Here is a 23129-nt window from a genome sequence, read left to right as displayed (position 1 = left end):
AACACTCTCGATCAAGGTGGGGCGACGATTGCTTCAGGCCGTCCCGCTGCCAGGCGTGGCTGTCGTCGGGGCAGCCGCCGCCGCGGCGGGCGTTGCCTCCTTGGCTGCGGGGGCTGCTGGCGCGCCCGCTTCGGCCGGACCGGTCGGGATGGCCGTGGACGGCGCAGCGCCGCCGCGGAAGTCGGTGGCGTACCAGCCCGTACCCTTGAGCTGGAAGCCGGCGGCGGTCAGTTGTTTCTTGAAAGATGGCTTTCCACAAGACAGGCAGACCGTCAACACCGGGTCTGAAATCTTCTGCAGTACATCTTTGGCAAAACCGCATTCATCGCAGCGGTAAGCGTAAATCGGCATTGAATACTCCGCAAAAATCGTCAAAACCCTGAATTATAAGCCTTTTTTAAGGCTGCCAGCATAAACTCGGCGACCTGGACAGTCCATTGCCCGCGCAAGCTGGTAAGATGCGGACCTGCTGCGCCGGCATGAGCCGGGCTAACTTAAATAAGGAATCTCACGATGTTGATGAAGTCTCGCGTTTTGATGATCGGCGCCGCCTCCGTGCTGGCATTGTCGGCATGCACCAAAAAAGTGGACGGCGCACCCGTAACCGCCACCGCCACCGCGCCTGCCAGCGCTGGCGCCAGCGATAACAAGGTTGCCGCTACGGTCAACGGCACGCCGATTTACGCGGCCACCGTCGAGATGATGGTCAAGGAGCGTACCGCCCAAGGCCAGCCGGACAGCCCGGAACTGCGCAAGGCGATCATCGACAACCTGGCCATGCAGACCATGGTTGCCGCCGAAGGCCAGAAAAAAGGCCTGGACAAGGCGCCCGAAACGGTACGCCAGCTGGAAATCCTGAAGCAGTCGGTACTGGCCCAGGCTTTCGTACAGGACTACATCAAGGCCCATCCGGTGACCGATGCCATGGTCAAGGCCGAGTACGACAAGCTCAATGCCAAGGCTGGCGGCAACGAATACAAGGCGCGCCACATCCTGGTAGCGAGCGAAGCGGAAGCGAAAGACATCATCGCCAAGCTGAAAAAAGACATCAAGTCTTTTGCCGCACTGGCCAAGGAAAAGTCAATGGATCCGGGTTCGAAGGCCAACGGTGGCGACCTGGGCTGGTTTAACCCGGCCGGCATGGTGCCTGAATTTGGCGCCGCTGTCGCCAAGCTGGAAAAAGGCAAGTTCACCGAAGCGCCGATCAAGTCGCAGTTCGGCTACCACGTGATCGTGCTCGACGATTCGCGCGCGCTGACGCCGCCACCGATGGAGCAAGTGTCGGAGCAGCTCAAGCAGCAGATCCAGCGCCAGAACCTGAAGACGTTCTTTGACGACATGAAGGCCAAGGCCAAGATCGATATCGTTGGACAGCCTGCAACGCCGGCAGTTGCGCCGGGGGCAGCGCCCGCAGCGGCACCAGCACCTGCAGCACTGCCGCACTAAGCCACTAGAAGCGCAAAAGCCCGCTTCGGCGGGCTTTTTTATTGGCGAAACGACTACCGGTGAATAACTTGAATCGGCAAGACCCTATTCGTGTTCGGGGTGTCGTTACTCGTAGGGCGGAAAAGGACGCAGTCCGCATTCCGCCATGAGTCGTCGACGGCGCTTGGCGCAATGCAAACTGCGTCCTTTTCCGCCCTACCTTGGGTGCGTAGCGGGTTTTCGCTGCCAGACTTGCCAGCGCTCTTTGCCTGCAAAGACGGGGATCGAATCTTCAACCGCAGCATCCTCGATCCTGACGAAATAAGGTGTCAGCAGCCCAGCGAGCTGCTCGGGCGCGATCCCGAACGGTGGCCCTTTCTGCGCATCATCGAAAAAGAAAAACCCCGCCAGCAGCGCGCCCGGCGGCAACAACTGGGCGTAGCGCGCCGCCAACTGCGGCCACATCGCCCGCGGCAGCGCACACAGAAACGCCCGCTCATAGATCAGCTCAAGCGGGAGCGCGGATTCATATTTGAAAAAATCTGCCTCCACGACCCGCTCGGCCCACTGCCCCACCGCCGCCTTGGCAACGCCCACCGCCGCCGGCGAAAAATCAATCGCCGTCGCGTCCCACCCCACGTTGCTCAGGAACGCAAGCTCGTATGCCGATCCGCACCCGGGAATCAAGGTGCGCCTGGCACCGACCGAGCGCGCCACGAAGTCGCGCAAGGCAAGCGGCACCCCGCCCCTGTCCCAGGGCGTGAAACCACGCTCAAAGCGCTCATCCCAAAACCCGGGCTGCAAAGGATCGCGGCGCGAAAAATCGACCATGGCCAGGCTAGTGATACCAGCGCGCGTAGACGCTGTAGGCAATCAGGGCTGTGCCAAACGTGCCAACAAAGTACACGAAGAACGACAGCATCCGGTTGGTCCGCCTTTGTTCGACTACCAGCAGGCGCAGGAGTTCATCATTGGCTGACCTAGGCTCGGCCGCTTGCGTCAGCGCGCGGTGCACCAGGCGCGGCAACTGGGGGAGGATGTGGGTAAAGCGCGGCGCCTCGGCCTTGAGACGCTCGACCATGCCCTGGATGCCGACCTGCTCGCCCATCCAGCGCTCCAGGTAGGGTTTGGCGGTCTTCCACAGGTCAAGGTCGGGATCGAGCTGGCGGCCCAGGCCTTCAATATTGAGCAGCGTCTTTTGCAACAGCACCAGTTGCGGCTGGATCTCGACATTGAAGCGGCGCGAGGTCTGGAACAGGCGCAGCAAAATCTGGCCGAACGAGATATCTTTCAGCGGACGGTCGAAGATCGGCTCGCACGTTGCGCGCACAGCAGACTCTAACTCGTCGACCCGCGTTTCGCGCGGCGCCCAGCCTGATTCGATATGCGCCTCGGCCACGCGCTTGTAATCGCGCCGGAAAAACGCCAGGAAGTTTTGCGACAGGTAATCCTTGTCGAAGTCGTTGAGCGTGCCGACGATGCCGAAGTCAAGCGCAATATAGCGGCCCATTGTTTCCGGCGCGACCGACACTAGAATATTACCCGGGTGCATATCAGCATGGAAAAAGCCGTCGCGGAACACTTGGGTGAAAAAAATTTCTACCCCATCGCTGGACAGTTTTTTCAGGTCGACACCCTCGGCCGCCAGCCGTTCAATTTGCGACACGGGAATGCCGTGCATGCGTTCCATCACGATCACGCTGTTGGAGCAATAGTCCCAGTACATTTCCGGCACCATCAGCAAATTGGAGCCGGCAAAGTTGCGCCGCAGCTGGCTGGCGTTGGCCGCCTCGCGCATCAGGTCCAGTTCGTCGTGCAGGTATTTATCGAACTCGGCGACCACTTCCTTGGGCTTCAAGCGCTTGCCGTCGGCCCACACGCGGCCGATCCAGTCGGCGGCGATGTGCATCAGCGCCACATCTTCGTCGATCGATTTTTTCATGCCGGGCCGCAGCACCTTGACCGCGACTTCCTTGCCATTTTTTAAGGTTGCGAAGTGGACCTGGGCAATCGATGCCGACGCCACCGGCGTGCGTTCAAACGTGGCGAACAGTTCGTCCGGATGCGCGCGCAGCGACTTGGTAATCTGGGCAATGGCCAGATCCGAGCTGAACGGGGGCACGCGGTCTTGCAGGCGCGCAAGTTCGTCGGCCAGGTCAGGGGCGACCAGGTCGCGCCGGGTAGAGAGCACTTGGCCGAACTTGACGAAAATCGGCCCCAACTCTTCAAGCGCCATGCGCAGGCGCACGCCGCGCGGGGCGGATATGTCGCGCCAGAAAATGACGGTATCGATTAGCTTGGCCGTGCGCGGGACCTTGAGTCCGGAAATGGCGATCTCGTCGAGACCATACTTGATCGCGACGCGAAGAATTTTAAGCAGTCGCAGGAATTTCAATATCATTAAATGTCCAAATCCTGTTGCCCGGCAATGCGGGGAGTCATGCCGGGCTCGGCATTGCGGGGCGCCAGCCGGCTTTCCAGCTTGGCGATGCGCTTGGCGGTGCGCTCGACGTCGTCACGCAGGCGGCTCACTTCGCCTGCGTATTCCTCGACCATGGCCGGGCGAATCAGCAAGGGATTTTCTTCGAGGAAGTATTCGGCAACGTTTTCCGCCAGTTTTTGCTGGCCCGTGCGGGCCGCGTCGAACAAGCCCTTGGCGCTGCCGACCACGCGGTTGGCGGCGATGGGGCCGATGAAGCGTTCGAGGTCGTGCTCGGCTTCCCAGCGCAAGCCCTTGCCCAGTTGCGATATCGTATTGGCGAACTCGGCGTCGCCCTCGATCTTAACGTAGGAAAACGCGCGCTCGTGGTTGTGGGCGATCAGCGGCAAGTCGGCCAGCTTGACGCGGATGGTGACGTTGGCCGTGTCGTCCGCATTGCTCGCTTCGACCATGCCATCGGCCGTTACGCGCAAGCGCAGCGTGACTGTGCTCGCGTCGATGCAGGCTTGTTTTCCTGCGTGCATGGCGAGCGCATCGCGCGCCCACGCTTCCTGTGCCAGCAAGTGATTGATGGCCGCGACGACGGGCGCCATGAGCGTTGACTGGGAAGTAAAGGAGTTCGAAGGTGGCATTCTTTATACGCATATGAAAGCAAAACCGCCCTGAAAGCGGGCGATTTGATCTTACCAGTTTGCCGGGCACATTTCCCGCAGCGCAGGAACTTTCCACATTTATATTAAGAAAGCTGCTGTATTCCGGCCAACATCCAGCCGCCACTGCCGTTCAAGGGCTTGGCCAGGTTCCACACTTCGGCAAACGGTTCGGCCACGGCGGTGGCCGACGATTTAATCATGCCGTTGAACTTGACGCTGGCAAGATGGTCTTCGCCCATGGTTTCGATGCCGAGCAATTCAGCATCGATGGCCACCACGTCGGTCACGTCGTTGCTTTGCGGGCGCTGCTCGACCTGCGCTTTGAGTTCTGCAAACACTTGCGGCGTGGTGAACTCGCGCAGATCGTTGGTGTCCGCCTTGTCCCAGGCTGCTTGCATGCGCACAAAACTCGCTTTGGCTTGCTGCAGGAAGAGCTGGTCGTCAAAGCCTTCGGGCATGCCCCATTTTTGCGCGGGCGTGAGGACGGGCGCCACCGGCACCACTGGCACAGGCACCGGCTTGGGCTTGACGTGGCCGCTGCGCTTGGGCGGCTCGGTCGGCAAAATCTGCTTGGTCGAGCCCGACAGCGCGGGACTGGCCGGCGTGTCTTTGCGCTTGACCATGCGCACCATGAACAGCACGGCGCCGACGGCCAGCGCGAGTGCCAGCAGGGTGACGATCAGGTGCGCCGTGTCGCCGCTAACGCCAAGGCCCGTGAGGAACGCATTCCAGCCGTTTTCAGCGGGCGCGACCGGTGTATTGGTTTGGGCCATGGCCGGCAAATTGGCCAAGGCAATCATCATGCTCAGTAAAAGTTTTTTCATGCAGTCATCCTTATAACTTGATACCAGTGTGCAAGGCGGCAACGCCAGCGGTCAGATTGAAATATTCGACGCGCTCCAGGCCTGCCGTTTGCATCATGGTCTTGAGGGTTTCCTGATCCGGGTGCATGCGTATCGATTCGGCGAGATAGCGATAACTTTCCGCGTCGCCGGCGATTTTTTGTCCCAGCCAAGGCAGCACCGAGAACGAATACACGTCGTACGGCTTTTGCAGCGGCGCGGCAACCTTGGAAAATTCCAGCACCAGCAGCTTGCCGCCCGGCTTGAGAACGCGGTGCATTTCCGCCAGCGCCTGGTCCTTGTGCGTCATGTTGCGCAGGCCAAAGGCCACGCTGACACGGTCGAAATAATTGTCCGGGAAAGGCAGCTTTTCGGCGTCGCACAGCAAGGTTGGTGTAACCAGGCCTTTGTTAAGCAGGCGGTCGCGGCCCACGCGCAACATCGATTCATTGATGTCGGTGAGCCAGACTTCGCCAGTCTTGCCCGCCTGCTTGGCGAATGCCTTGGCCAGGTCACCCGTGCCGCCGGCGATATCGAGCACCTTGAAGCCGGGCCGCACCGCCGCGTTGGCGATGGTAAATGTCTTCCAGAGTCGGTGCAGCCCGCCCGACATCAGGTCGTTCATGACGTCGTACTTGGAGGCGACCGAATGGAAGACCTTGGCGACTTCGTGAACCTTGTCGTCCTCGGAAACCGTTTTGTAACCGAAATGGGTGCTGTTTGTCATAGTAGGGAGGCCGTTTAACGTGGCTGCATTATACAAGCGTCATCGTTGTACGGGCGCGCGGGGAATGCACCTGCGCCGGAATCGGGATCAGATTTGACATCAGATTCGGGGCCAAACCACTGTTACAATGGCTTGTTGCGCTTTATACAATCCCAGGAACCCTGACTTGATGAACGCCTACCGCGATCCGAAACGCTACTCCTGGCTGCTGTCGCTGCTGGTGCCTGCCTCGCTGGTCGTCGGCCCGGCCGTGTACTTGTGGCGTCACCAGGCCTGGGGCTTGTGGGTGCCGGTTGCCGTCACGTACATCCTGATTCCCCTGCTCGACATGCTGATCGGCGAAGACCGCAGCAATCCACCCGAGGATGCCGTGGCAAGCCTGGAGGCCGACCGTTATTACCGCTACATCACGTATGCGCTGGTGGCGGCCATGTGGCCCTGCATCATCTTTTGCGCCTGGTTCGTGGCCACGCAGCACTTGCCGTGGCATGCCTGCCTGGCGGTGGTGATCAGCACCGGCATGATGGGCGGTTTTTGCATCAATGTCGGTCACGAACTCGGTCACAAGCGGACGGTGCTCGAGCAAACATTGGCCAAGCTGGTGCTGGCGCCAACCGGTTACGGGCACTTTTATGTGGAGCATAACCGGGGCCATCACCGGCATGTGGCCACGCCTGACGACCCCGCCTCGGCGCGCATGGGTGAATCGATTTACGCGTTTGCCCTGCGCGAACTGCCGGGCGCGTGGCGCCGCGCCTGGGCGCTCGAAAGGCAGCGGCTAGGCGGCGCGCCATGGCATTGGAAAAATGAAGTCCTGCAGCCGCTGACGCTGACGATCCTGCTGTGGACGGCGCTCGGTGCGTGGCTGGGAGCGGGCATCCTGCTGTTCATGCTGGCGATGTCGCTGTGGGCCAACTTCCTGCTGACCTCGGCAAACTATATCGAGCATTACGGCCTGCTGCGCCAGATTGCGCCCAATGGCAAGCCAGAGCCGTGCCAGCCGCACCACTCGTGGAACAGCAATCACGTGGTGACCAACTGGATGCTGTTTCACTTGCAGCGCCACTCCGACCATCACGCCCATGCTTCGCGGCGCTACCAGTCGCTGCGCAATTTTGATGAGGTGCCACGTCTGCCGAACGGCTACTTCGGCATGTTCTTGCTGGCCTATGTCCCGCCGCTGTTTTTTGCGGTGATGAATCCGCGCTTGCTGGAGGCTGTGGGACGGGATTCAGCCAGGATAAATTTTCAACCCGGCAAACGCGAGCGGCTTAGCGAGCGGTATGGGATCGAAGACCGGGACCACACCTTTTCTTGACCCGAATGAGCGGGATCTGGCCCGCCAATACCACCAGACTAGTGCTTGTGCCCGCAGCCTTTGGCGGCCGTCGCCGCGCCCTCGATGACGGCGCCGCTATCGCGTCCGCTGTCGCCTTCAAAGCCGGCCGCCTGCAAGCGGCCCATGTAATCATTCCATAGCGCGGCTTGCTCCTTGCCCAGCTTGTACAGGTAATCCCACGAAAACAGCCCGGTATTGTGGCCGTCCGAGAACGTCGGCTGAATCGCATAATTGCCAACCGGTTCCACGCCCGTGATGCCTACCTCGCGCTTGCCCAGCTGGAGCACTTCCTGCCCCTGCCCGTGGCCGCGCACCTCGGCCGACGGCGAATACACGCGCAGCAGTTCGAACGGCAGCGAGAACGCACTGCCGTCGTCAAAGGCAATATCGAGCACGCGGGATTTCTGGTGGACGGTCAGTGCAGTCGGATTCATTATTTGCCCAGTCGGCGGACGATATCGGCCGCCAGTGTTGGCAGCAGCGCGCGGCGCGCCGCCAGGATTGGTTCTTCGGTCACGCGCACGGCAGCGCCCCACACGGGATTGGGAAAGTGCGCGTCGTCGGCGAAGCGCGGTATCACGTGCCAGTGCAGGTGCGGCGTCATGTTGCCAAGGCTGGCCACGTTGACCTTCCCCGGCGCCATGACGGCGCGCAGCGCCAGTTCAACGTGCCACACCGCGTCGTTCACCAGCATGCGGTCAGGGGGCGACAGGTCGCTCATTTCCTTGACATGGTCGTTCCAGATGACGCGGCAAAAACCCGGGTAGGCCGCATCGTCAACCAGAATCACCGACAGCTTGTCATCGCGGTAAATCGGGGCGACGGCCAGCTCGCACAATTCGCAGGCAGTGGCAACCGTCATACCAGCACCCTTTCGATGCCGCCGTTGTTGGCGCGCGCCACATACTCGGGCATCCAGTTCTCGCCCAGCAGGTGCCTGGCGATCTCGATGACGATGTAGTCGGCCGTGGTGCCCGCATCTTCGCTGTAGCGCGAGACGCCGCCCAGGCATGCCGGGCAGCTGGTGAGGATTTTCACGTCGCCCGTGAAACCGTCGGCGCGCAGCTTGTCGGCGCCCTTGATCATCTCTTCTTCCTTGCGAAAGCGCACCTGGGTGGAGATGTCGGGGCGCGACACGGCCAGCGTGCCGGCGTCGCCGCAGCAGCGATCGTTCTTCTCGATCTTGACGTTGTCGATCGTCGAAATGAGCGCGTTGACGGTCTTGACCGAATCCTGCAGCTTCATCGGATTATGGCAAGGCTCGTGGTACATGTAGCGCGTACCGTTGACGCCTTCGAGCTTGACGCCTTTTTCAAGCAGGTATTCGTGGATATCCATGATGCGGCAACCCGGGAAAATCTTGTCGAACTCGTAGGTCGCGAGCTGGTCGTAGCAGGTGCCGCAGGAAACGAGTACGGTCTTGATGTCCAGATAATTGAGCGTGTTGGCCATGCGGTGGAACAGCACGCGGTTATCGGTCATCATCTTCTCGGCCTTGTCGAATTCGCCGTTGCCGCGCTGGGGATAGCCGCAGCACAGGTACCCTGGCGGCAGCACCGTTTGCACGCCCACTTCCCACAGCATGGCTTGCGTGGCCAGGCCCACTTGCGAGAACAGGCGCTCCGAGCCGCAGCCAGGGAAGTAGAACACTGCTTCCGTATCGGCCGTCGTCGTCTTCGGATTGCGAATGATCGGAATCACCTTGTCGTCTTCGATATCGAGCAGTGCGCGGGCCGTTTTCTTGGGCAGGTTGCCCGGCATTTTCTTGTTGATGAAGTGGATCACCTGTTCACGCACGGGCGCTTTTCCGGTCGTCGGCAACGGCGCCCTGGTCTGCTTCTTGGCGAACTTTTTCAGCACGCGGTTGCCCAGCCGCTGGGCCTTGAAACCCCAGCCGAACATCACGGTACGCGCAGCGTTGATCGTGGTCGGGTCGGTTGCGTTAAGGAAGAACATGGAGCTTGCCAGTACCGGCTTGAAGCTCTTTTTATCCATCTTGCGCAGCAGATTACGCATGTTCATCGACACTTCGCCGAAGTCGATATTCACCGGGCATGGCGTGACGCACTTGTGGCACACGGTGCAGTGGTCGGCCACGTCTTCAAACTCTTCCCAGTGCTTGATGGAGACGCCGCGCCGGGTTTGTTCTTCGTACAGGAACGCTTCGATCAGCGCCGACGTGGCGAGGATCTTGTCGCGCGGCGAATAGAGCAGGTTCGCGCGCGGCACGTGGGTGGCGCACACCGGTTTGCATTTGCCGCAGCGAAGGCAATCCTTGATGCTGGTGGCGATCTCGCCGATATCGCTTTGCTGCATGATCAGCGATTCGTGGCCCATCAGGCCGAACGACGGTGTATAGGCATTGCGCAGGTCGGCGCCGAACTCGGGCAGGTTGAGCAGTTTGCCCTTGTTGAAGCGCCCTTCCGGATCGATGCGCAGCTTGTAGTCGCGAAACTCGCCGATTTCGTCTTCGGTCAAAAATTCGAGCTTGGTGATGCCGATGCCGTGTTCGCCCGAGATCACGCCGTCGAGCGAGCGCGCCAGCTTCATGATGCGCGCGACCGCTTCATGCGCGTCCTGCAGCATCGCGTAGTCGTCGGAATTGACCGGCAAATTGGTGTGCACGTTGCCGTCGCCGGCGTGCATGTGCAGCGCCACGAACACGCGCGAACGCAAAATTTTCTGGTGGTGCGCAGTGCACTCGTCGACGATCAGCTTGAACGCGGCGCCATTGAATATCTGGCGCATCTGGGCGCGAATTTCCTGCTTCCAGGAGATGCGCACGGTGCGGTCCTGCACCACGTCGAACAGCGTAGCATGGGGCTGCTGCGCCAGGCGCGCGTCGAACACCACGGCCAGGCGGTCCAGGCCGAGCGCGTAGAGCGACTCGGCCACTTGCGCCAGCGGCTTGTCGAGGTTGGCCAGAATGAAGGTCCAGCGCGCACGCGCGCCGTTCAGCACGTCCTGCGCCTGCGGCACGCGGTCGCCCAGCATTTCCTCGGCGCCGATCGCTTCGCCCGCAGCGTCGTCGCTTTTCCCGACCGGCAGATGACCGGCGGCGAAAAAGTCGATCAGGCTGTCGGCCAGCTGCAGCTTGTTCTTGATCGACAGCTCGATGTTGATGCGCTCGATGCCGTCGGTGTATTCGCCCATGCGGTTAAGCGGAATGACCACGTCTTCATTGATCTTGAAGGCGTTGGTGTGCTTGGCGATGGCCGCGGTGCGGGCGCGGTCGAGCCAGAATTTTTTGCGCGCCTCAGGGCTGACGGCGACAAAGCCTTCGCCCACGCGGGTGTTCGCAATGCGCACCACTTCCGAGGCGGCCTGCGCGACCGCGTTTTCGTCGTCGCCGACGATGTCGCCAAACAGCGCCATCTTGGGCAGCACGCCGCGCTTCGATTTGGTGGCGTAGCCGACCGCGCGCAGGTAGCGTTCATCGAGGTGCTCCAGGCCCGCCAGACGCACCGTGGCAAAGGCGTCGCCGCCCTTGGCCGGCAAGCCGTCCAGGTAATCCTTGATTTCGACGATCGATGGAATGGCGTCGCGCGCCTGGCCGAAAAACTCCAGGCAGACGGTGCGCGCGAACTTGGGCATCTTGTGCAAAATCCAGCGGCCGGACGTAATCAGGCCGTCGCAGCCTTCCTTCTGGATGCCGGGCAGGCCGGACAAAAACTTGTCGGTGACGTCCTTGCCCAGGCCCTCTTTGCGGAACTTGCTGCCCGCGATGACCAGTTCTTCGGTCCGAAACGGCGCGTCGCGCCGCTCGCCACGCACCGACGGATGGGTCCATTCGAGCTTGAACTTGGCCACCGGCGCATCGTGGATCTTGCCCAGATTGTGTTCGAGGCGGGTGACTTCCAGCCAGTCGCCGTTCGGGTCGACCATGCGCCAAGACGCCAAATTGTCGAGCGCGGTGCCCCACAACACGGCTTTTTTACCGCCCGCGTTCATGGCGATATTGCCGCCGATGCAGGATGCCTCGGCCGACGTCGGGTCGACCGCGAACACGAAGCCGGCCTTGTCGGCGGCGTCGGATACGCGCTTGGTGACCACGCCCGCGCCCGAGTAAATGGTCGCGTATTCGCGGTCCACGCCGGGCAGCATGGTCATTTCGACGTCGCCCAGCGTGATCAGTTTTTCGGTGTTGATGACGGCCGACATGGGCGTCAATGGAATCGCGCCGCCCGTGTAGCCGGTGCCGCCGCCGCGCGGGATGATGGTCAGGCCTAGTTCGATGCAGCCCTTGACCAGGCCTGCCATTTCATCTTCGGTGTCGGGCGTGAGCACCACGAACGGATACTCGACGCGCCAGTCGGTAGCGTCGGTCACGTGCGCGACGCGCTTCATGCCGTCAAAGCAGATGTTGTGCTTTTCGGTGTAGCGGCCCAGCACCTTGGTGGTTTTCTTGCGCAGGTCCCAGGTCTGGCGGAATTCGTTGCCGAAGTCTTCGACCGCTTTGCTGGCGGCCTTGAGCAGTTTTTCAACGCTGTCGCTGCGCATGCGCGTAGCTTCCGGATTCGCGTCTGCGCCCTCGCCGGTGTCGACCGTCAGGCGCCGCTTGTCGACTTCGGCCAGCCGGTGATGCAGCGCGTCGATCAGTTCCTGGCGCCGCTTCGGGTTGTCCAGCATGTCGTCCTGCAGGTAGGGATTGCGCCGCACCACCCAGATGTCGCCCAGCACCTCGTACAGCATGCGCGCCGACCGGCCGGTCTGGCGCGCACCGCGCAACTGGTCGAGCAATTCCCACGAGGACTCGCCAAGCAAGCGGATGACGATTTCGCGATCCGAGAACGAGGTGTAGTTGTAGGGAATTTCGCGCAGGCGGGTTGCTGCGTGGCCTTTCGGCGTTTCCGCCAGCAAGGCGGTAATTTGTGCGGGGGCGTTCATGTATGCGTGGACTTTGCGACTGACCCTAAGGGGAATCCATTCTAGCGTATTGCGGTGCACCACGCTGGCGCCATGGCCGTTTGCACCTGCTGGCAAGCAGGCAATCCTCAATAGATTGCATGGTTATCTGTTCACTTGCAAAAATTATTGCAAGTAAATGCATCAATCTGACACTGCAAAAATGGCACACTGCAGAAAAGGCAAATAATCTGAAGCATGGCTCGGATTTTTCATCGGGGGCAATCGCGGCCCTGTAAGATTCTTAATCTTGTCAAAACCAACGCAAAGGATGTCATGTCCGAATACCAGCGTCCGGAAGATTTTGCCCTCGTCAAGGATGAGCCTGGCCCCCAAGGACGGTCGGGCACGGCCTGCTCGCGATGCGCCTGTTCGTTGAAGCATCGGCAAAGGCGCAAGGCTAGCCTGCTGCGCGCTCGCCCATCCGTTGGCGCACCGCCGCGCTATAGCGTTCGCTGGCGCTGACCACTGCGCCGCAGTGCAGGCCGAGGCGATAGGTGCCGTCGCCCGCCGCCTCGCAGGTGTGCAGCTGGTCCACCCGCACCACCACCCCGCGGTGCACCTGCATGAAGCAGGCCGGATCGAGCCGCTTGACCAGGGCGCCGAGCGGGGTGCGGTGCATGATGCTGCGTCCGGCCTGGTGCAGCAGCACGTAGTTGCCCGACGCTTCGATCCAGCGCACGTCGGCCAGTTGCACGCACTCGATGCGGCCCACCGACTTCACGCTGAGCTGCTGCAGGTACTGGCCGGCGTCGGCCACATAGGCACGCAGCGCCTGGCCGTAGCCGGCGCGCTGGCGCTGTTCGAGCATCAGCGCGGCGCGCGCAATGGCCCCGGCCAGGCGTTCGTCGTTGAGCGGCTTGAGCAAATAGTCCAGCGCGTGGACCTCGAAGGCATCGACGGCGAACACGTTATGAGCGGTTACGAAAATGACCAGCGGCGGATGGGCGCTGGCGGCCAGCGAACGCGCCAGCACCAGGCCCGAGTCGGCCGGCATCTGAATGTCGAGGAACACCACATCCACCTCGGTTTCACCGAGCACGCGTTTGGCGCACGCCACGCTGGCGCATTCGTCAACCACTTGCCAGGCAGGATAGTCGGCCAGCGCGCAGCGCAGGTTAACGCGGGCCGGCTCCTCGTCGTCGACGATCAGCGCGCGGATCGTCATGCGGCCAGTGCGTGGCGCGGCATGCTGATCGACACCAGGAAGCGTCCGTTGGCCGGAGCCGCACTGAGCGTGGCGGCGGCGCCGTAGGCCAGTTGCAGGCGCGAGCGCGAATGGTGCAAGCCCAGTCCCAGGCCGGGGTTGGTGGTGCGCCCATCGCTGAGCGGGTTCGATACGCTGATCGTCAGGCGCTCGGCGTCACCCCCGAACACGAGCCGGATATCGCTGGGCCCTGCATGGCAGTCAAGGTCGTGCCGCAGCGCGTTTTCGATCAGCGGCTGCAGCAGCAGCGGCGGCACGTCGCCGGCCAGGCCGCGCGCGTCGTCACCGTCGATGTGCACCTGCAATCGCGCGCCATAGCGCATTTTTTGCAAGGCCAGATAATCGGCCACGAACTGGCGCTCATCGACCAGGCTGACGTGTTCGCGCTCGCTGGCCTGCAGCGCGTAGCGCAGCAGGTCGCTCAGGTGGCCGATGCCGGCCAGCGCCATCTTCCCATCCTGGGTGCGCACCAGGGCGCTGATGGCGTTCAAGGCATTGAACAGGAAATGGGGATTCAACTGGCCGCGCAGCGCGAGCAAGCGCTGCTGCTCAAGTTCCAGGCGCAGGGCGAAATTCTCGTTTTGCGACTGCATCCATGCTTGCCGGCGTTCGCGCGCATCGCGCCAGTTGCAAACGGCGACGACGGCGGTGAAGGTGAAGGTGGCCCAGGTGAATTCAAAGAAGAAATGCAGGGAATATATCTGGGGCAAAGCCGTCAGAAGGCCGCCGGGAAGGACGGGTTTGTCCTCCAGGACTTGCCGCATGGCCGTCTGGAACAGGACCTGGACCGGCACGAAGCACAGCACCAGCGCGATGCACATCAGAGCAAAGGAGCGGCGGCTGGCGACCAGGTCGGGACGGCGCCGGAACAGTTCATGACAGGCGCAGGTAAGCACGATCAGCAGCACGTGATCGAAAAACCAGCCTGCCAGCAGGGCCGAGAAAACCGGGGAGTCGCCGCGCCGGGCCTCGTCGCTCATGCTGCCGAGCGAACCGAGTACGATCAAGGCGCCCCACAACAGCACGATGACGCCGATCGACGACAGCGTGCGCCGCAAAGAATGGGGATGATTGTTCATGATGTCCAATTATACTGGCGCCCCCACTGCCGATTAGCACAGCCAGGCGCCTTTGGTCACGCAGTTGCGGCGATTCGTCACTTGCTGCGCTGCCCGCCCGGCCACTGCTTCAAACTACGGTATCCGGCCAAGCGCCCAACGCCCAAACACCACTTTTATGCGCCACCCTGTTTTGCTTGCCTTGCCTGTTTTGCTTGCTTCCTGCGCTGCCGTTGCGCAAAGTGCGCCCGCGCCAATACAGAAAGTTACAATTCGCGCCCCGAACGGCCTTGACCAGCGCCGCGACGACACCTTCGCCCGCTTGAGCGTCACACGCGACGACATTGCGCGCTATGGCGACGTCAACGTCGCGGCGCTGCTGCGGCGCCAGCCGGGCATCGCCGTGCTCAATGGCGAAGTGCGCATGCGCGGCATGGGCGCGGGCTACACCCAGATTCTGATCGACGGCGAAGCCGCGCCCCCAGGCTTTGCGATCGACAGCCTGGCGCCGTCGATGATCGAGCGGATCGACATCATGCGCAGCGGCTCGGCCGAATTTGGCGCCCAGGCGATGGCGGGCACGATCAACATCATCATGCGCAAGAACCATGCGCGGGCGCAGCGCGATCTGACCGCTGGCGCCGGCGCGGCGCGCGGCTACCTGGTCGAGCCCTCGGTCGCGCTGCGCTGGGCCGACCAGCAGGGCGAACTGGCCTGGTCGCTGGGCGTTGAGCTGTCGCGCCCGAATTTTCATTTTGATGAGTCAAGCTACGAGACCGAACGCGATGCCGCGGGCAGTATTATCAACGAGCGCATCATCCGCGCCACCGGCGGCACCAACATAGCCAAAATATCGTTCAAGCCGCGCCTGACCTGGAAGCTGGGCGGCGGCGACTCACTCGCATGGGGCGCGACGATTGAGCGCAATGGCGTGACCACGAGCGCTTGTGCCGCCGAGACGCTGCTGGCCGGCGCGTACACGAGCTACCCGGACAACTGCTTGCGCATCGATCTGACGCGCAAGTCACTGCGCAGCGACGTGACATGGATTCGCACCATCGGCGCCAGCAAGCTGGAGGCCAAGGCGGCCGTCAACCGCTACGACCGCACGTCCGACTTTTTATTTGCGGGCGCGGGCAGCACGGCGACCCTGGCCCGGCGTGTGCTCTCCGATGCACTCGACCAGACCACCACGCTCAGTGGCAAGTACCTGACGCCGCTGGGCAGCGCGCACAGTCTGGGCCTGGGCTGGGATGGCGGACTGACGCGGCGCACCGAATTTCGCAACCAGCACGACACCACCACCGGCAACGCCGTGCCCGAAGTGGTGGACGAGGACTACCAGGCCAGCGTCAACCGGATGGCACTGTTCGCGCAGGATGAATGGGCCATCACGCCGCGCCTGCAAGCCTACCTGGGCTTGCGCTGGGAAGGCTTGCAGACCGATGTGCAAGGGCGCACGATGGACGGGCGCGTGCGCAATTCGTCAAGCGTGTTCAGTCCCGTGGCAACGCTGCTGTGGAAGCTGCCCGGCTGCGGCAATGACCAGGTCCGGCTGTCCCTGTCGCGCACCTACAAGGCGCCGCTCACGAGTTTGCTGGTGCCCCGCCGCTATACGACCAACAACGGCAACAGCCCGACCAATCCGGACGTGCGCGGGAACCCGGAACTGCGCCCGGAACTGGCGTGGGGCCTGGACGCCGGCTACGAAAAATACTTCGGCAAGGATGGCGTGGTCAGCGTGTCCACGTACGTGCGGCGCGTGCAGGGCGTAACCGTGCAGTACGTGGACCCGAACATCCGCCCCTGGCTCTCGACGCCCATTAACAAGGGCAATGCGAATGTGGCCGGACTCGAAGCTGACACCAAATTTGCGCCGAGTCCCAAGCTGGATGTGCACGCCAACGTGGGCTACAACTGGTCCGAGCTGGACGCCATTCCGGGTCCGTACAACCGGCTGGCCGAGCAGGTAGCGGGCACCGCCAATGTGGGGCTGGACTACCGCCCTGCCCCGGCGTACACGGTGGGCATGAACCTGAACCTGCAGTTCGGGGGGCCCGTGCGCTCAAGCGAACAGCAACGGGCCTATACCGGCCCGGTGCGCAGGCTGGACCTGTATGCGCTGTGGAAGCTGAACGAAACGACCAAGTGGCGCCTGTCAGTGTCTGAAGCGCTGCAGCAGGACCAGGTAAGCGAGCGCTCCTACAGCAGCGACGCCGGCGCCTTTAACCGGCGTTTCGTGGAAACGAACCGCATGGTCATCCGGGTGGTGCTGGAAAAACGCCTATAGCCACCACTAAATCACCACAGCATTGCCGCCAGATTTTTCCAGAAGCTGTCGGGAATGTACAACAGGGCTGCGGTCATGGTCAGGTAGCGCATGAATTTGCCGATGGCCATGTAGACAATGCTGGGCCAGAACGGCAGGTGCAGCCAGCCGCCCAGCGTGCACAGCGGATCGCCAATCACCGGCACCCACGACAGCAGCATGGTCTTGGCGCCGTAGCGCGCCAGCCAGCCGAACCAGCGGCTTTCGCGCTCCTTGGCAAAGGCGACCTTGGCGCGGTATCCCAAAAAGTAGTCGAGCGCGCCCCCAAGCGTATTGCCGCACGTGGCCACCAGAATGGCGGGCCAGAACATGGCGGGGTTGACCTTGATGACGGCGAACACGGCCGGCTCGGACCCCAGCGGGACCAGCGTGGCCGAAACAAAGGCGATGACGAATACGGACGACAGGCCGACGGCGGGGGCGGCGAGCAGCGCCAGCAGCCAGTAGACGGCGCGTTCAACCATAAGGTAATGCGGAGGGCGAGGACATGGCGACTCGGCGGTGACAGGACCGGTCCATTATAATGAGGAATAACTATTGCAACGACACGATACGCCGAGCCCGCTACCCGGGCTGGCGCATCGCACTGCAGCCTCGGTCATCCGCCGACGACACAGTCCAGCGTCATCTTAGAATCGCGTTTCGGCGCGGCCGGCCCAAGAATTTACCTGTCTGCAGACTATGACCATCGACTACCTGAAGAAAATACTGACCGCGCGCGTGTACGACGTCGCTTCCGAAACGCCGCTCGAACTGGCGCCTATCCTGTCGCAGCGCTTCGAAAACCGCATTTACTTCAAGCGCGAAGACATGCAGGACGTGTTCAGCTTCAAGATTCGGGGGGCGTACAACAAGATGGCCAACCTGGCGCCGGCCCAACTCAAGCGCGGCGTGATTTGCGCGTCGGCCGGCAACCACGCGCAAGGCGTCGCAATGTCGGCAGCGCGCCTTGGCTGCCGCGCCGTGATCGTGATGCCAACCACCACGCCGAGCGTCAAGGTCGATGCGGTCAAGACCTTTGGCGGCGCCAATGTCGAGGTGATCCTGCATGGCGACTCTTACACCGACGCCTACAACCATGCGCTGACGCTGGAAAAGGAGCAAAAGCTGGCCTTTGTGCACCCGTTCGACGACCCGGACGTGATCGCCGGCCAGGGCACGATCGGCATGGAAATCCTGCGCCAGCACTCCGGCCCGATTCACGCCATTTTCGTGGCGATCGGCGGCGGGGGCCTGATTGGCGGCGTGGCCGCTTACGTCAAGCAGATCCGTCCCGACATCCGCATCATCGGCGTGCAATCGATGGATTCGGACGCGATGGCCCGTTCGCTCAAAGCGGGCGAGCGTGTAACGCTGGCCGATGTGGGCTTGTTTGCTGACGGCACGGCGGTGCGCCTGGTGGGCGAGGAAACGTTCCGCCTGGCGCAACAGTATGTGGATGAAATCATCATCGTCGACACCGACGCCATCTGCGCGGCGATCAAGGACGTATTCCAGGATACGCGCAGCATTCTCGAGCCATCGGGCGCGCTGGCCATTGCCGGCGCCAAGGCGTACGTGGAGCGCTCGGCCCTGTCGAAAAACCCGATCCGCAACGAGACGCTCATTTCAATCGCCTGCGGCGCCAATATGAACTTCGACCGGTTGCGCTTTGTTGCCGAGCGCGCCGAGCTGGGCGAAGCGCGCGAAGCCGTGTTTGCCGTGACGATTCCGGAAAAGCGCGGCAGCTTCAAGCGCTTTTGCGAACTGGTCGGCCCGCGCAATGTGACTGAATTTAACTACCGCATCAGCGACGCCAGGGATGCCCACCTGTTCGTCGGCATCCAGATCGCCAGCCGCGGCGAATCGAGCGAGCTGGCGCGTACCTTCGAGCAGAGCGACTTTCGCACGCTCGACCTGACGCATGACGAACTGGCCAAGCTGCACATCCGCCATTTGGTCGGCGGCAAGAGCGCGCTGGCCGAAGACGAGCTGCTGTATCGTTTCGAATTCCCCGAGCGGCCGGGTGCGCTGATGCGCTTCCTGTCGAGCATGGCGCCGAACTGGAATATCTCGCTGTTCCATTATCGTAACCAGGGCGGCGACGTCGGGCGTATTCTAGTGGGGCTGCAAGTGCCGACCGGTGAAATGGACGAGTTCCGCCAGTTCCTGACCACGCTTGGCTACCGCTATTGGGACGAAAGCCTCAACCCCGTGTACAAACTGTTCCTGGGTACTTGATACAATAAACGCATGACCAATACTGCTGATCAATCACCACTGGGCAAGAGCGCCGCGTACCAAACCCAGTACGCGCCCGAGTTGCTGTTTCCAATTCCACGCCAGCAAAAGCGCGACGAACTGCAGCTGACGGGCACGCTGCCGTTTTTTGGCGTGGATATCTGGAACGCTTACGAACTGTCGTGGCTGAACATGCGCGGCAAGCCGCAGGTGGCCATTGCCACCATCAGCGCGCCGGCCGATTCGCCCAACATCATTGAATCGAAGTCATTCAAGCTGTATCTCAATTCCTTCAACCAGACGCGCCTGGCCAACACCGATGCGCTGCTCGCGCTGCTGCGCGAAGACTTGTCGAACGGCTTTGGCGCGCCGGTGCACATTGTGCTGACCCAGCCGGACGGCTTCGAAGGCGTCAAGATGGGCGAACTCGACGGCCTGTTGCTGGACCGGCTCGACGTCGACATCGACCAGTATTCGCCCTCGCCTTCGCTGCTCAGTTCGGCGCGTGGCGAGGCACCGGTCGAGGAAAAGCTGGTGTCGCATTTACTCAAGTCAAACTGCCTGGTCACCGGGCAGCCGGACTGGGCGAGTGTGCAGATCCGCTACGTGGGTCCGCAGATCGAGCAGGAAGGCTTACTTAAGTACCTGATTGGTTTTCGCGAGCATAACGAGTTCCACGAGCAGTGCGTGGAACGCATTTTTGTCGATATCTTGCGCCAGTGCGCGCCGCAAAAACTGGCCGTGTATGCGCGCTATACGCGGCGCGGCGGACTGGACATCAATCCCTGGCGCAGCAATTTCAGTGGACCGCCGCCAAAGAACCTGCGGACGGCACGCCAGTAATTTGACCCATCGCAAAGGCTGACCAATCAAGCTTTGACCTGATTGACGCTCGGGAATACGTTTCTGTGAGCATTGGCATGCTCGGTCTTGCCTATAGCGCTGTGATTTACAAAAAAACAACAGTAATGATAGTATGCTGAGGTTTTGCCAGGTAGCGAATAGACTATCCGTATTGTTGGTTTGCCGGAAATTTTCGTAGCAAAAAGTGGGCGAACGCTACATTTTTCCATGCGTTCTTCATGTTTTGCAGGGGCCGGCATTGCGCCATGCCGATCCTGTTGTGTAAGTCGCCATTCCTCTTGCAAAAGGTCAATGCAAGGCGGATCCTTGCCGACGACAAATTTGAATGCCATCGCTGTAAAACAGGCCTATAATTCGGGCTCGCAAGCACATTTGTGCATTGCACCATTTGACTCGTGTTATGACTAACCTCAGCAAAATCCTCTCGCTCGAGAACGTGTTACTCGATTTGGAAGTATCCAGCAAGAAGCGTGCTTTCGAGCAGGCTGGACTCATTTTCGAGAACAATTGCGGCATTGCCCGTTCGACCGTCTCGGACAACCTGTTCGCGCGCGAACGGCTGGGCTCGACCGGCCTCGGACATGGCGTTGCCGTGCCGCACGGGCGCATCAAGGGCAGCAAGAGCCTCAAGTCGCCGCTGGGCGCGTTCGTGCGCCTGGCTGAACCCATTCCATTCGAGTCGCCCGACGGCCAGCCGGTGAACCTGCTGTTTTTCCTGCTCATTCCCGATCACGTGACGCAGCAGCACCTGGAAATCCTGTCCGAAATCGCTGAAATGTTTTCCGACGACGCTTTCCGCACCGCCCTGGCGACCGATCCTGATCCCAAGTCGGTCCATTCGCGCATCACCAATTGGCAACCAAGTCTACAGGCCTTGGGTTAAACTTCCCGGTGCCGGGCGCCGCCATTGACATAGCCCCCACCAACCTGAAGACGCCCGTCCATGCTGCAAACCCCGCTGACCATCCAACGGCTTTACGACGACAATCGCGAAAGCCTGCAGCTTGGCTGGTTCGCCGGCTTTCCGGGCGGCGAGCGCCTGATCTCGGGCGACGTTGCCTCCGCCGCCGACCAGGTCGGCCACCTGAACCTGATACACCCGGGCCGCATCCAGGTGTTTGGCCACCAAGAATTAACCTATTACCACCGTCTTAAAAGCGGCTCGCGCAGCCATGTCATTGGCGAGCTGATCGCTGGCGGGCCGCCGGCGCTGATCATCGCGCAGGGACTGGACACGCCGGCCGACATTCTCGCTATTTGCGACGAGCAGAATATTCCCCTGTTTTCAACGCCCTTGCCCGCTGCACAGGTGATTGACTTTCTACGCGTGTATCTGTCCAAAAAGCTGGCGCAGCGCATCATCATGCATGGCGTTTTCATGGATGTGCTGGGCGTGGGCGTGTTGATTACCGGCGACTCGGGCCTAGGCAAGAGCGAGCTGGGGCTGGAGCTGATATCACGCAGTCATGGCCTGGTGGCCGACGATGCGGTCGAGTTTTCGCGCATTGCGCCCAACATGATCGAGGGGCGCTGCCCGCCATTGCTGCAGAACCTGCTGGAAGTGCGCGGCCTGGGATTGCTGGATATTAAGGCGATCTTTGGCGAGACGGCGGTCCGGCGCAAAATGCGGCTCAAGCTGATCGTGCATCTGGTACGCAGGAGCGCGCTGGAGGAAGAAGTCGAACGGCTGCCGTTTTTGTTTCCAACCGAAGATGTATTGGGGCTGCCGGTGAGGAAGGTTGTCATTCCGGTGGCTGCGGGCCGGAATATTGCGGTGCTGCTGGAGGCGGCCGTGCGCAATACGATTCTGCAATTGCGGGGCATTGATACGTTGCAGGAATTTATGGAGCGCCAGCGGCAGGCGATGTCGGGGGACTAGAAACTACCCGTTACTGCCTGGTTTGGAATCGCAGCTGAGACCGGATTGCTGAGCGTCCCAAAAATAGCCGGCGACATCAGCGATTCGAAGTATTGGAAAAGTCACACATATACGTTTCCGTCCCGCAAAAGACGGTCGCATGCGGTATCATAATTACCATGCGCATCGTACTCATTACAGGTATTTCAGGTTCCGGCAAATCAGTGGCAGTCAAGGTGCTGGAGGATTCCGGCTACTATTGCGTTGACAACCTTCCACCCGCCCTTCTGCCGAGCCTGGTAACCGCCCTGATCGCCGACGGGACCGAATCACTGGCCGTCGCGGTCGACGCGCGCAGCGCCGAATCGCTGGTGGAACTGCCTGCCAATATTCGCATGCTCAAGGACGAAGGCCATGACGTCAAAGTCATGTTCCTCACGGCAAACACCCATTCGCTGGTGGCACGGTTTTCCGAGACCCGTCGCAGCCACCCGCTGTCGCACCAGTTGCGCCCGGACGAAAACCCGGCTTCGCGCCGCACGCTGATCGAATGCATCCTCGAAGAGCGCGAGCGCCTGTCCGCCATCGAACAACTGGGCCATGTGATCGATACGTCGGAATTGTCAGCCAACAAGCTGCGCGCGTGGATCAAGGAGCTCGTCGAGATTGAACGCGCGCCCATCACGCTGTTCTTCGAGTCCTTCGCCTTCAAGCTGGGCGTGCCGCTGGACGCCGACTTTGTGTTCGACGTGCGGGCCTTGCCCAACCCCTACTACGACCTGACGCTGCGCCCGCTGACCGGCATGGATGCGCCCGTGATCGCCTTCCTCGACGCCCAGCCAAGCGCGGCCGAATTGCTGGAAGACATACGGGCTTTTATTGCCAAGTGGTTGCCGTCGTTTAAGACCGACAACCGCAGCTACTTGACGGTGGCGCTCGGCTGCACAGGGGGCCAGCACCGCTCGGTCTACATGGCCGAGCGCTTGGCCGCTCACTTCAGCCCGACCGAGCGGGTCGTGCTGCGCCACCGCGAGCAGTGCTAGACGTAGCGGCGCGCGTTGGAGAACAACCGTGCTCGCACTTGGCGCCGATCTGGACGCGAACTACCTGGGTTTTTACTGAAAATGGAACGGCGCTCGTGCTTGCATGAACGGCAAATGTAGACCTGTCCAACCTACCATTGCGACAACGGAAAAACTTCCCTGTTGAGACTAGTGGCGCCTCGCTCAAGTAACCCGTTTGGGTACACCCCGATCGAACTG

General features: G+C 61.5%; 20 protein-coding genes. 8 read left to right on the top strand and 12 right to left on the bottom strand.

Annotated features, from left to right (window positions below; translation table 11 throughout):
• Positions 1-33: 33 nt before the first annotated feature.
• Complete coding sequence (locus ACP7BV_RS08885) at positions 34-351, bottom strand: FmdB family zinc ribbon protein (RefSeq protein WP_426103452.1); 318 nt, start codon at positions 349-351, stop codon at positions 34-36.
• A gap of 168 nt (positions 352-519) precedes the next feature.
• Here ACP7BV_RS08885 and ACP7BV_RS08880 point away from each other — a divergent pair, with 168 nt between their 5' ends.
• A complete protein-coding gene (locus tag ACP7BV_RS08880; protein WP_426103451.1) occupies positions 520-1446 on the top strand; it encodes a peptidylprolyl isomerase in 927 nt (308 codons plus the stop codon).
• 195 nt (positions 1447-1641) lie between these two features.
• On the opposite strand, the gene ACP7BV_RS08875 is transcribed toward ACP7BV_RS08880, so the two are convergent.
• From ACP7BV_RS08875 to ubiE, 5 genes are all read right to left on the bottom strand, one after another.
• Positions 1642-2256, bottom strand: a complete 615-nt coding sequence (locus ACP7BV_RS08875; RefSeq protein WP_426103450.1) for an SAM-dependent methyltransferase — start codon at positions 2254-2256, stop codon at positions 1642-1644.
• Between the two features lie 7 nt (positions 2257-2263).
• On the bottom strand, positions 2264-3826 hold the full coding sequence (gene ubiB, locus ACP7BV_RS08870) for a ubiquinone biosynthesis regulatory protein kinase UbiB (RefSeq protein ID WP_426103449.1): 1563 nt from the start codon (positions 3824-3826) through the stop codon (positions 2264-2266).
• Positions 3826-4458 (bottom strand): ubiquinone biosynthesis accessory factor UbiJ, encoded by a 633-nt coding sequence (locus ACP7BV_RS08865; RefSeq protein WP_426103448.1) that lies wholly within the window; start codon positions 4456-4458, stop codon positions 3826-3828. Before ACP7BV_RS08865 ends, ubiB begins: the two co-directional genes overlap by 1 nt.
• A 143-nt stretch (positions 4459-4601) precedes the next feature.
• Entirely contained in the window at positions 4602-5342 is a 741-nt protein-coding gene (locus tag ACP7BV_RS08860; RefSeq protein ID WP_426103447.1) for a Tim44 domain-containing protein, read from the bottom strand.
• Positions 5343-5352: 10 nt separating this feature from the next.
• The gene (gene ubiE / locus ACP7BV_RS08855; protein WP_426103446.1) at positions 5353-6087 is read right to left on the bottom strand and encodes a bifunctional demethylmenaquinone methyltransferase/2-methoxy-6-polyprenyl-1,4-benzoquinol methylase UbiE; all 735 of its coding nucleotides are present in this window, start codon (positions 6085-6087) and stop codon (positions 5353-5355) included.
• Between the two features lie 169 nt (positions 6088-6256).
• Here ubiE and ACP7BV_RS08850 point away from each other — a divergent pair, with 169 nt between their 5' ends.
• A complete protein-coding gene (locus ACP7BV_RS08850; RefSeq protein WP_426103445.1) occupies positions 6257-7405 on the top strand; it encodes an alkane 1-monooxygenase in 1149 nt (382 codons plus the stop codon).
• Between the two features lie 38 nt (positions 7406-7443).
• Here ACP7BV_RS08850 and ACP7BV_RS08845 read toward each other — a convergent pair whose 3' ends face one another.
• The 5 genes from ACP7BV_RS08845 to ACP7BV_RS08825 form a co-directional block, all read right to left on the bottom strand.
• Complete coding sequence (locus ACP7BV_RS08845) at positions 7444-7860, bottom strand: gamma-butyrobetaine hydroxylase-like domain-containing protein (protein WP_426103444.1); 417 nt, start codon at positions 7858-7860, stop codon at positions 7444-7446.
• Positions 7860-8288, bottom strand: a complete 429-nt coding sequence (locus ACP7BV_RS08840) for an HIT family protein (RefSeq protein ID WP_426103443.1) — start codon at positions 8286-8288, stop codon at positions 7860-7862. The genes ACP7BV_RS08845 and ACP7BV_RS08840 overlap by 1 nt, the downstream gene beginning before the upstream one ends.
• The gene (locus ACP7BV_RS08835) at positions 8285-12313 is read right to left on the bottom strand and encodes a DUF3683 domain-containing protein (protein ID WP_426103442.1); all 4029 of its coding nucleotides are present in this window, start codon (positions 12311-12313) and stop codon (positions 8285-8287) included. Before ACP7BV_RS08835 ends, ACP7BV_RS08840 begins: the two co-directional genes overlap by 4 nt.
• A gap of 418 nt (positions 12314-12731) precedes the next feature.
• The gene (locus ACP7BV_RS08830) at positions 12732-13499 is read right to left on the bottom strand and encodes a LytR/AlgR family response regulator transcription factor (protein ID WP_426103441.1); all 768 of its coding nucleotides are present in this window, start codon (positions 13497-13499) and stop codon (positions 12732-12734) included.
• On the bottom strand, positions 13496-14617 hold the full coding sequence (locus ACP7BV_RS08825; RefSeq protein ID WP_426103440.1) for a sensor histidine kinase: 1122 nt from the start codon (positions 14615-14617) through the stop codon (positions 13496-13498). Before ACP7BV_RS08825 ends, ACP7BV_RS08830 begins: the two co-directional genes overlap by 4 nt.
• 157 nt (positions 14618-14774) lie before the next feature.
• On the opposite strand from ACP7BV_RS08825, the gene ACP7BV_RS08820 reads away from it, so the two are divergent.
• Positions 14775-16886, top strand: coding sequence for a TonB-dependent receptor plug domain-containing protein (locus tag ACP7BV_RS08820; RefSeq protein WP_426103439.1), 2112 nt, complete (start codon positions 14775-14777; stop codon positions 16884-16886).
• Between the two features lie 11 nt (positions 16887-16897).
• On the opposite strand, the gene ACP7BV_RS08815 is transcribed toward ACP7BV_RS08820, so the two are convergent.
• Positions 16898-17389: a YqaA family protein gene (locus ACP7BV_RS08815; protein WP_426103438.1), complete on the bottom strand. Its 492-nt coding sequence runs from the start codon at positions 17387-17389 to the stop codon at positions 16898-16900.
• Between the two features lie 217 nt (positions 17390-17606).
• On the opposite strand from ACP7BV_RS08815, the gene ilvA reads away from it, so the two are divergent.
• From ilvA to rapZ, 5 genes are all read left to right on the top strand, one after another.
• Positions 17607-19145 (top strand): threonine ammonia-lyase, biosynthetic, encoded by a 1539-nt coding sequence (ilvA, locus tag ACP7BV_RS08810; protein ID WP_426103437.1) that lies wholly within the window; start codon positions 17607-17609, stop codon positions 19143-19145.
• A gap of 12 nt (positions 19146-19157) precedes the next feature.
• Entirely contained in the window at positions 19158-19988 is an 831-nt protein-coding gene (queF, locus tag ACP7BV_RS08805; protein ID WP_426103436.1) for an NADPH-dependent 7-cyano-7-deazaguanine reductase QueF, read from the top strand.
• A gap of 421 nt (positions 19989-20409) precedes the next feature.
• Positions 20410-20892, top strand: coding sequence for a PTS sugar transporter subunit IIA (locus ACP7BV_RS08800; RefSeq protein ID WP_426103435.1), 483 nt, complete (start codon positions 20410-20412; stop codon positions 20890-20892).
• Between the two features lie 60 nt (positions 20893-20952).
• The gene (gene hprK / locus ACP7BV_RS08795; protein ID WP_426103434.1) at positions 20953-21888 is read left to right on the top strand and encodes an HPr(Ser) kinase/phosphatase; all 936 of its coding nucleotides are present in this window, start codon (positions 20953-20955) and stop codon (positions 21886-21888) included.
• A 158-nt stretch (positions 21889-22046) separates the two neighbouring features.
• Entirely contained in the window at positions 22047-22910 is an 864-nt protein-coding gene (gene rapZ, locus ACP7BV_RS08790; protein ID WP_426103433.1) for an RNase adapter RapZ, read from the top strand.
• Positions 22911-23129: the final 219 nt, after the last annotated feature.

It is taken from the genome of Massilia sp. TSP1-1-2 (genome assembly GCF_049896185.1).
Classification (GTDB): domain Bacteria; phylum Pseudomonadota; class Gammaproteobacteria; order Burkholderiales; family Burkholderiaceae_D; genus Telluria_A.
This window is presented reverse-complemented; position numbering and strand designations above follow the sequence as displayed.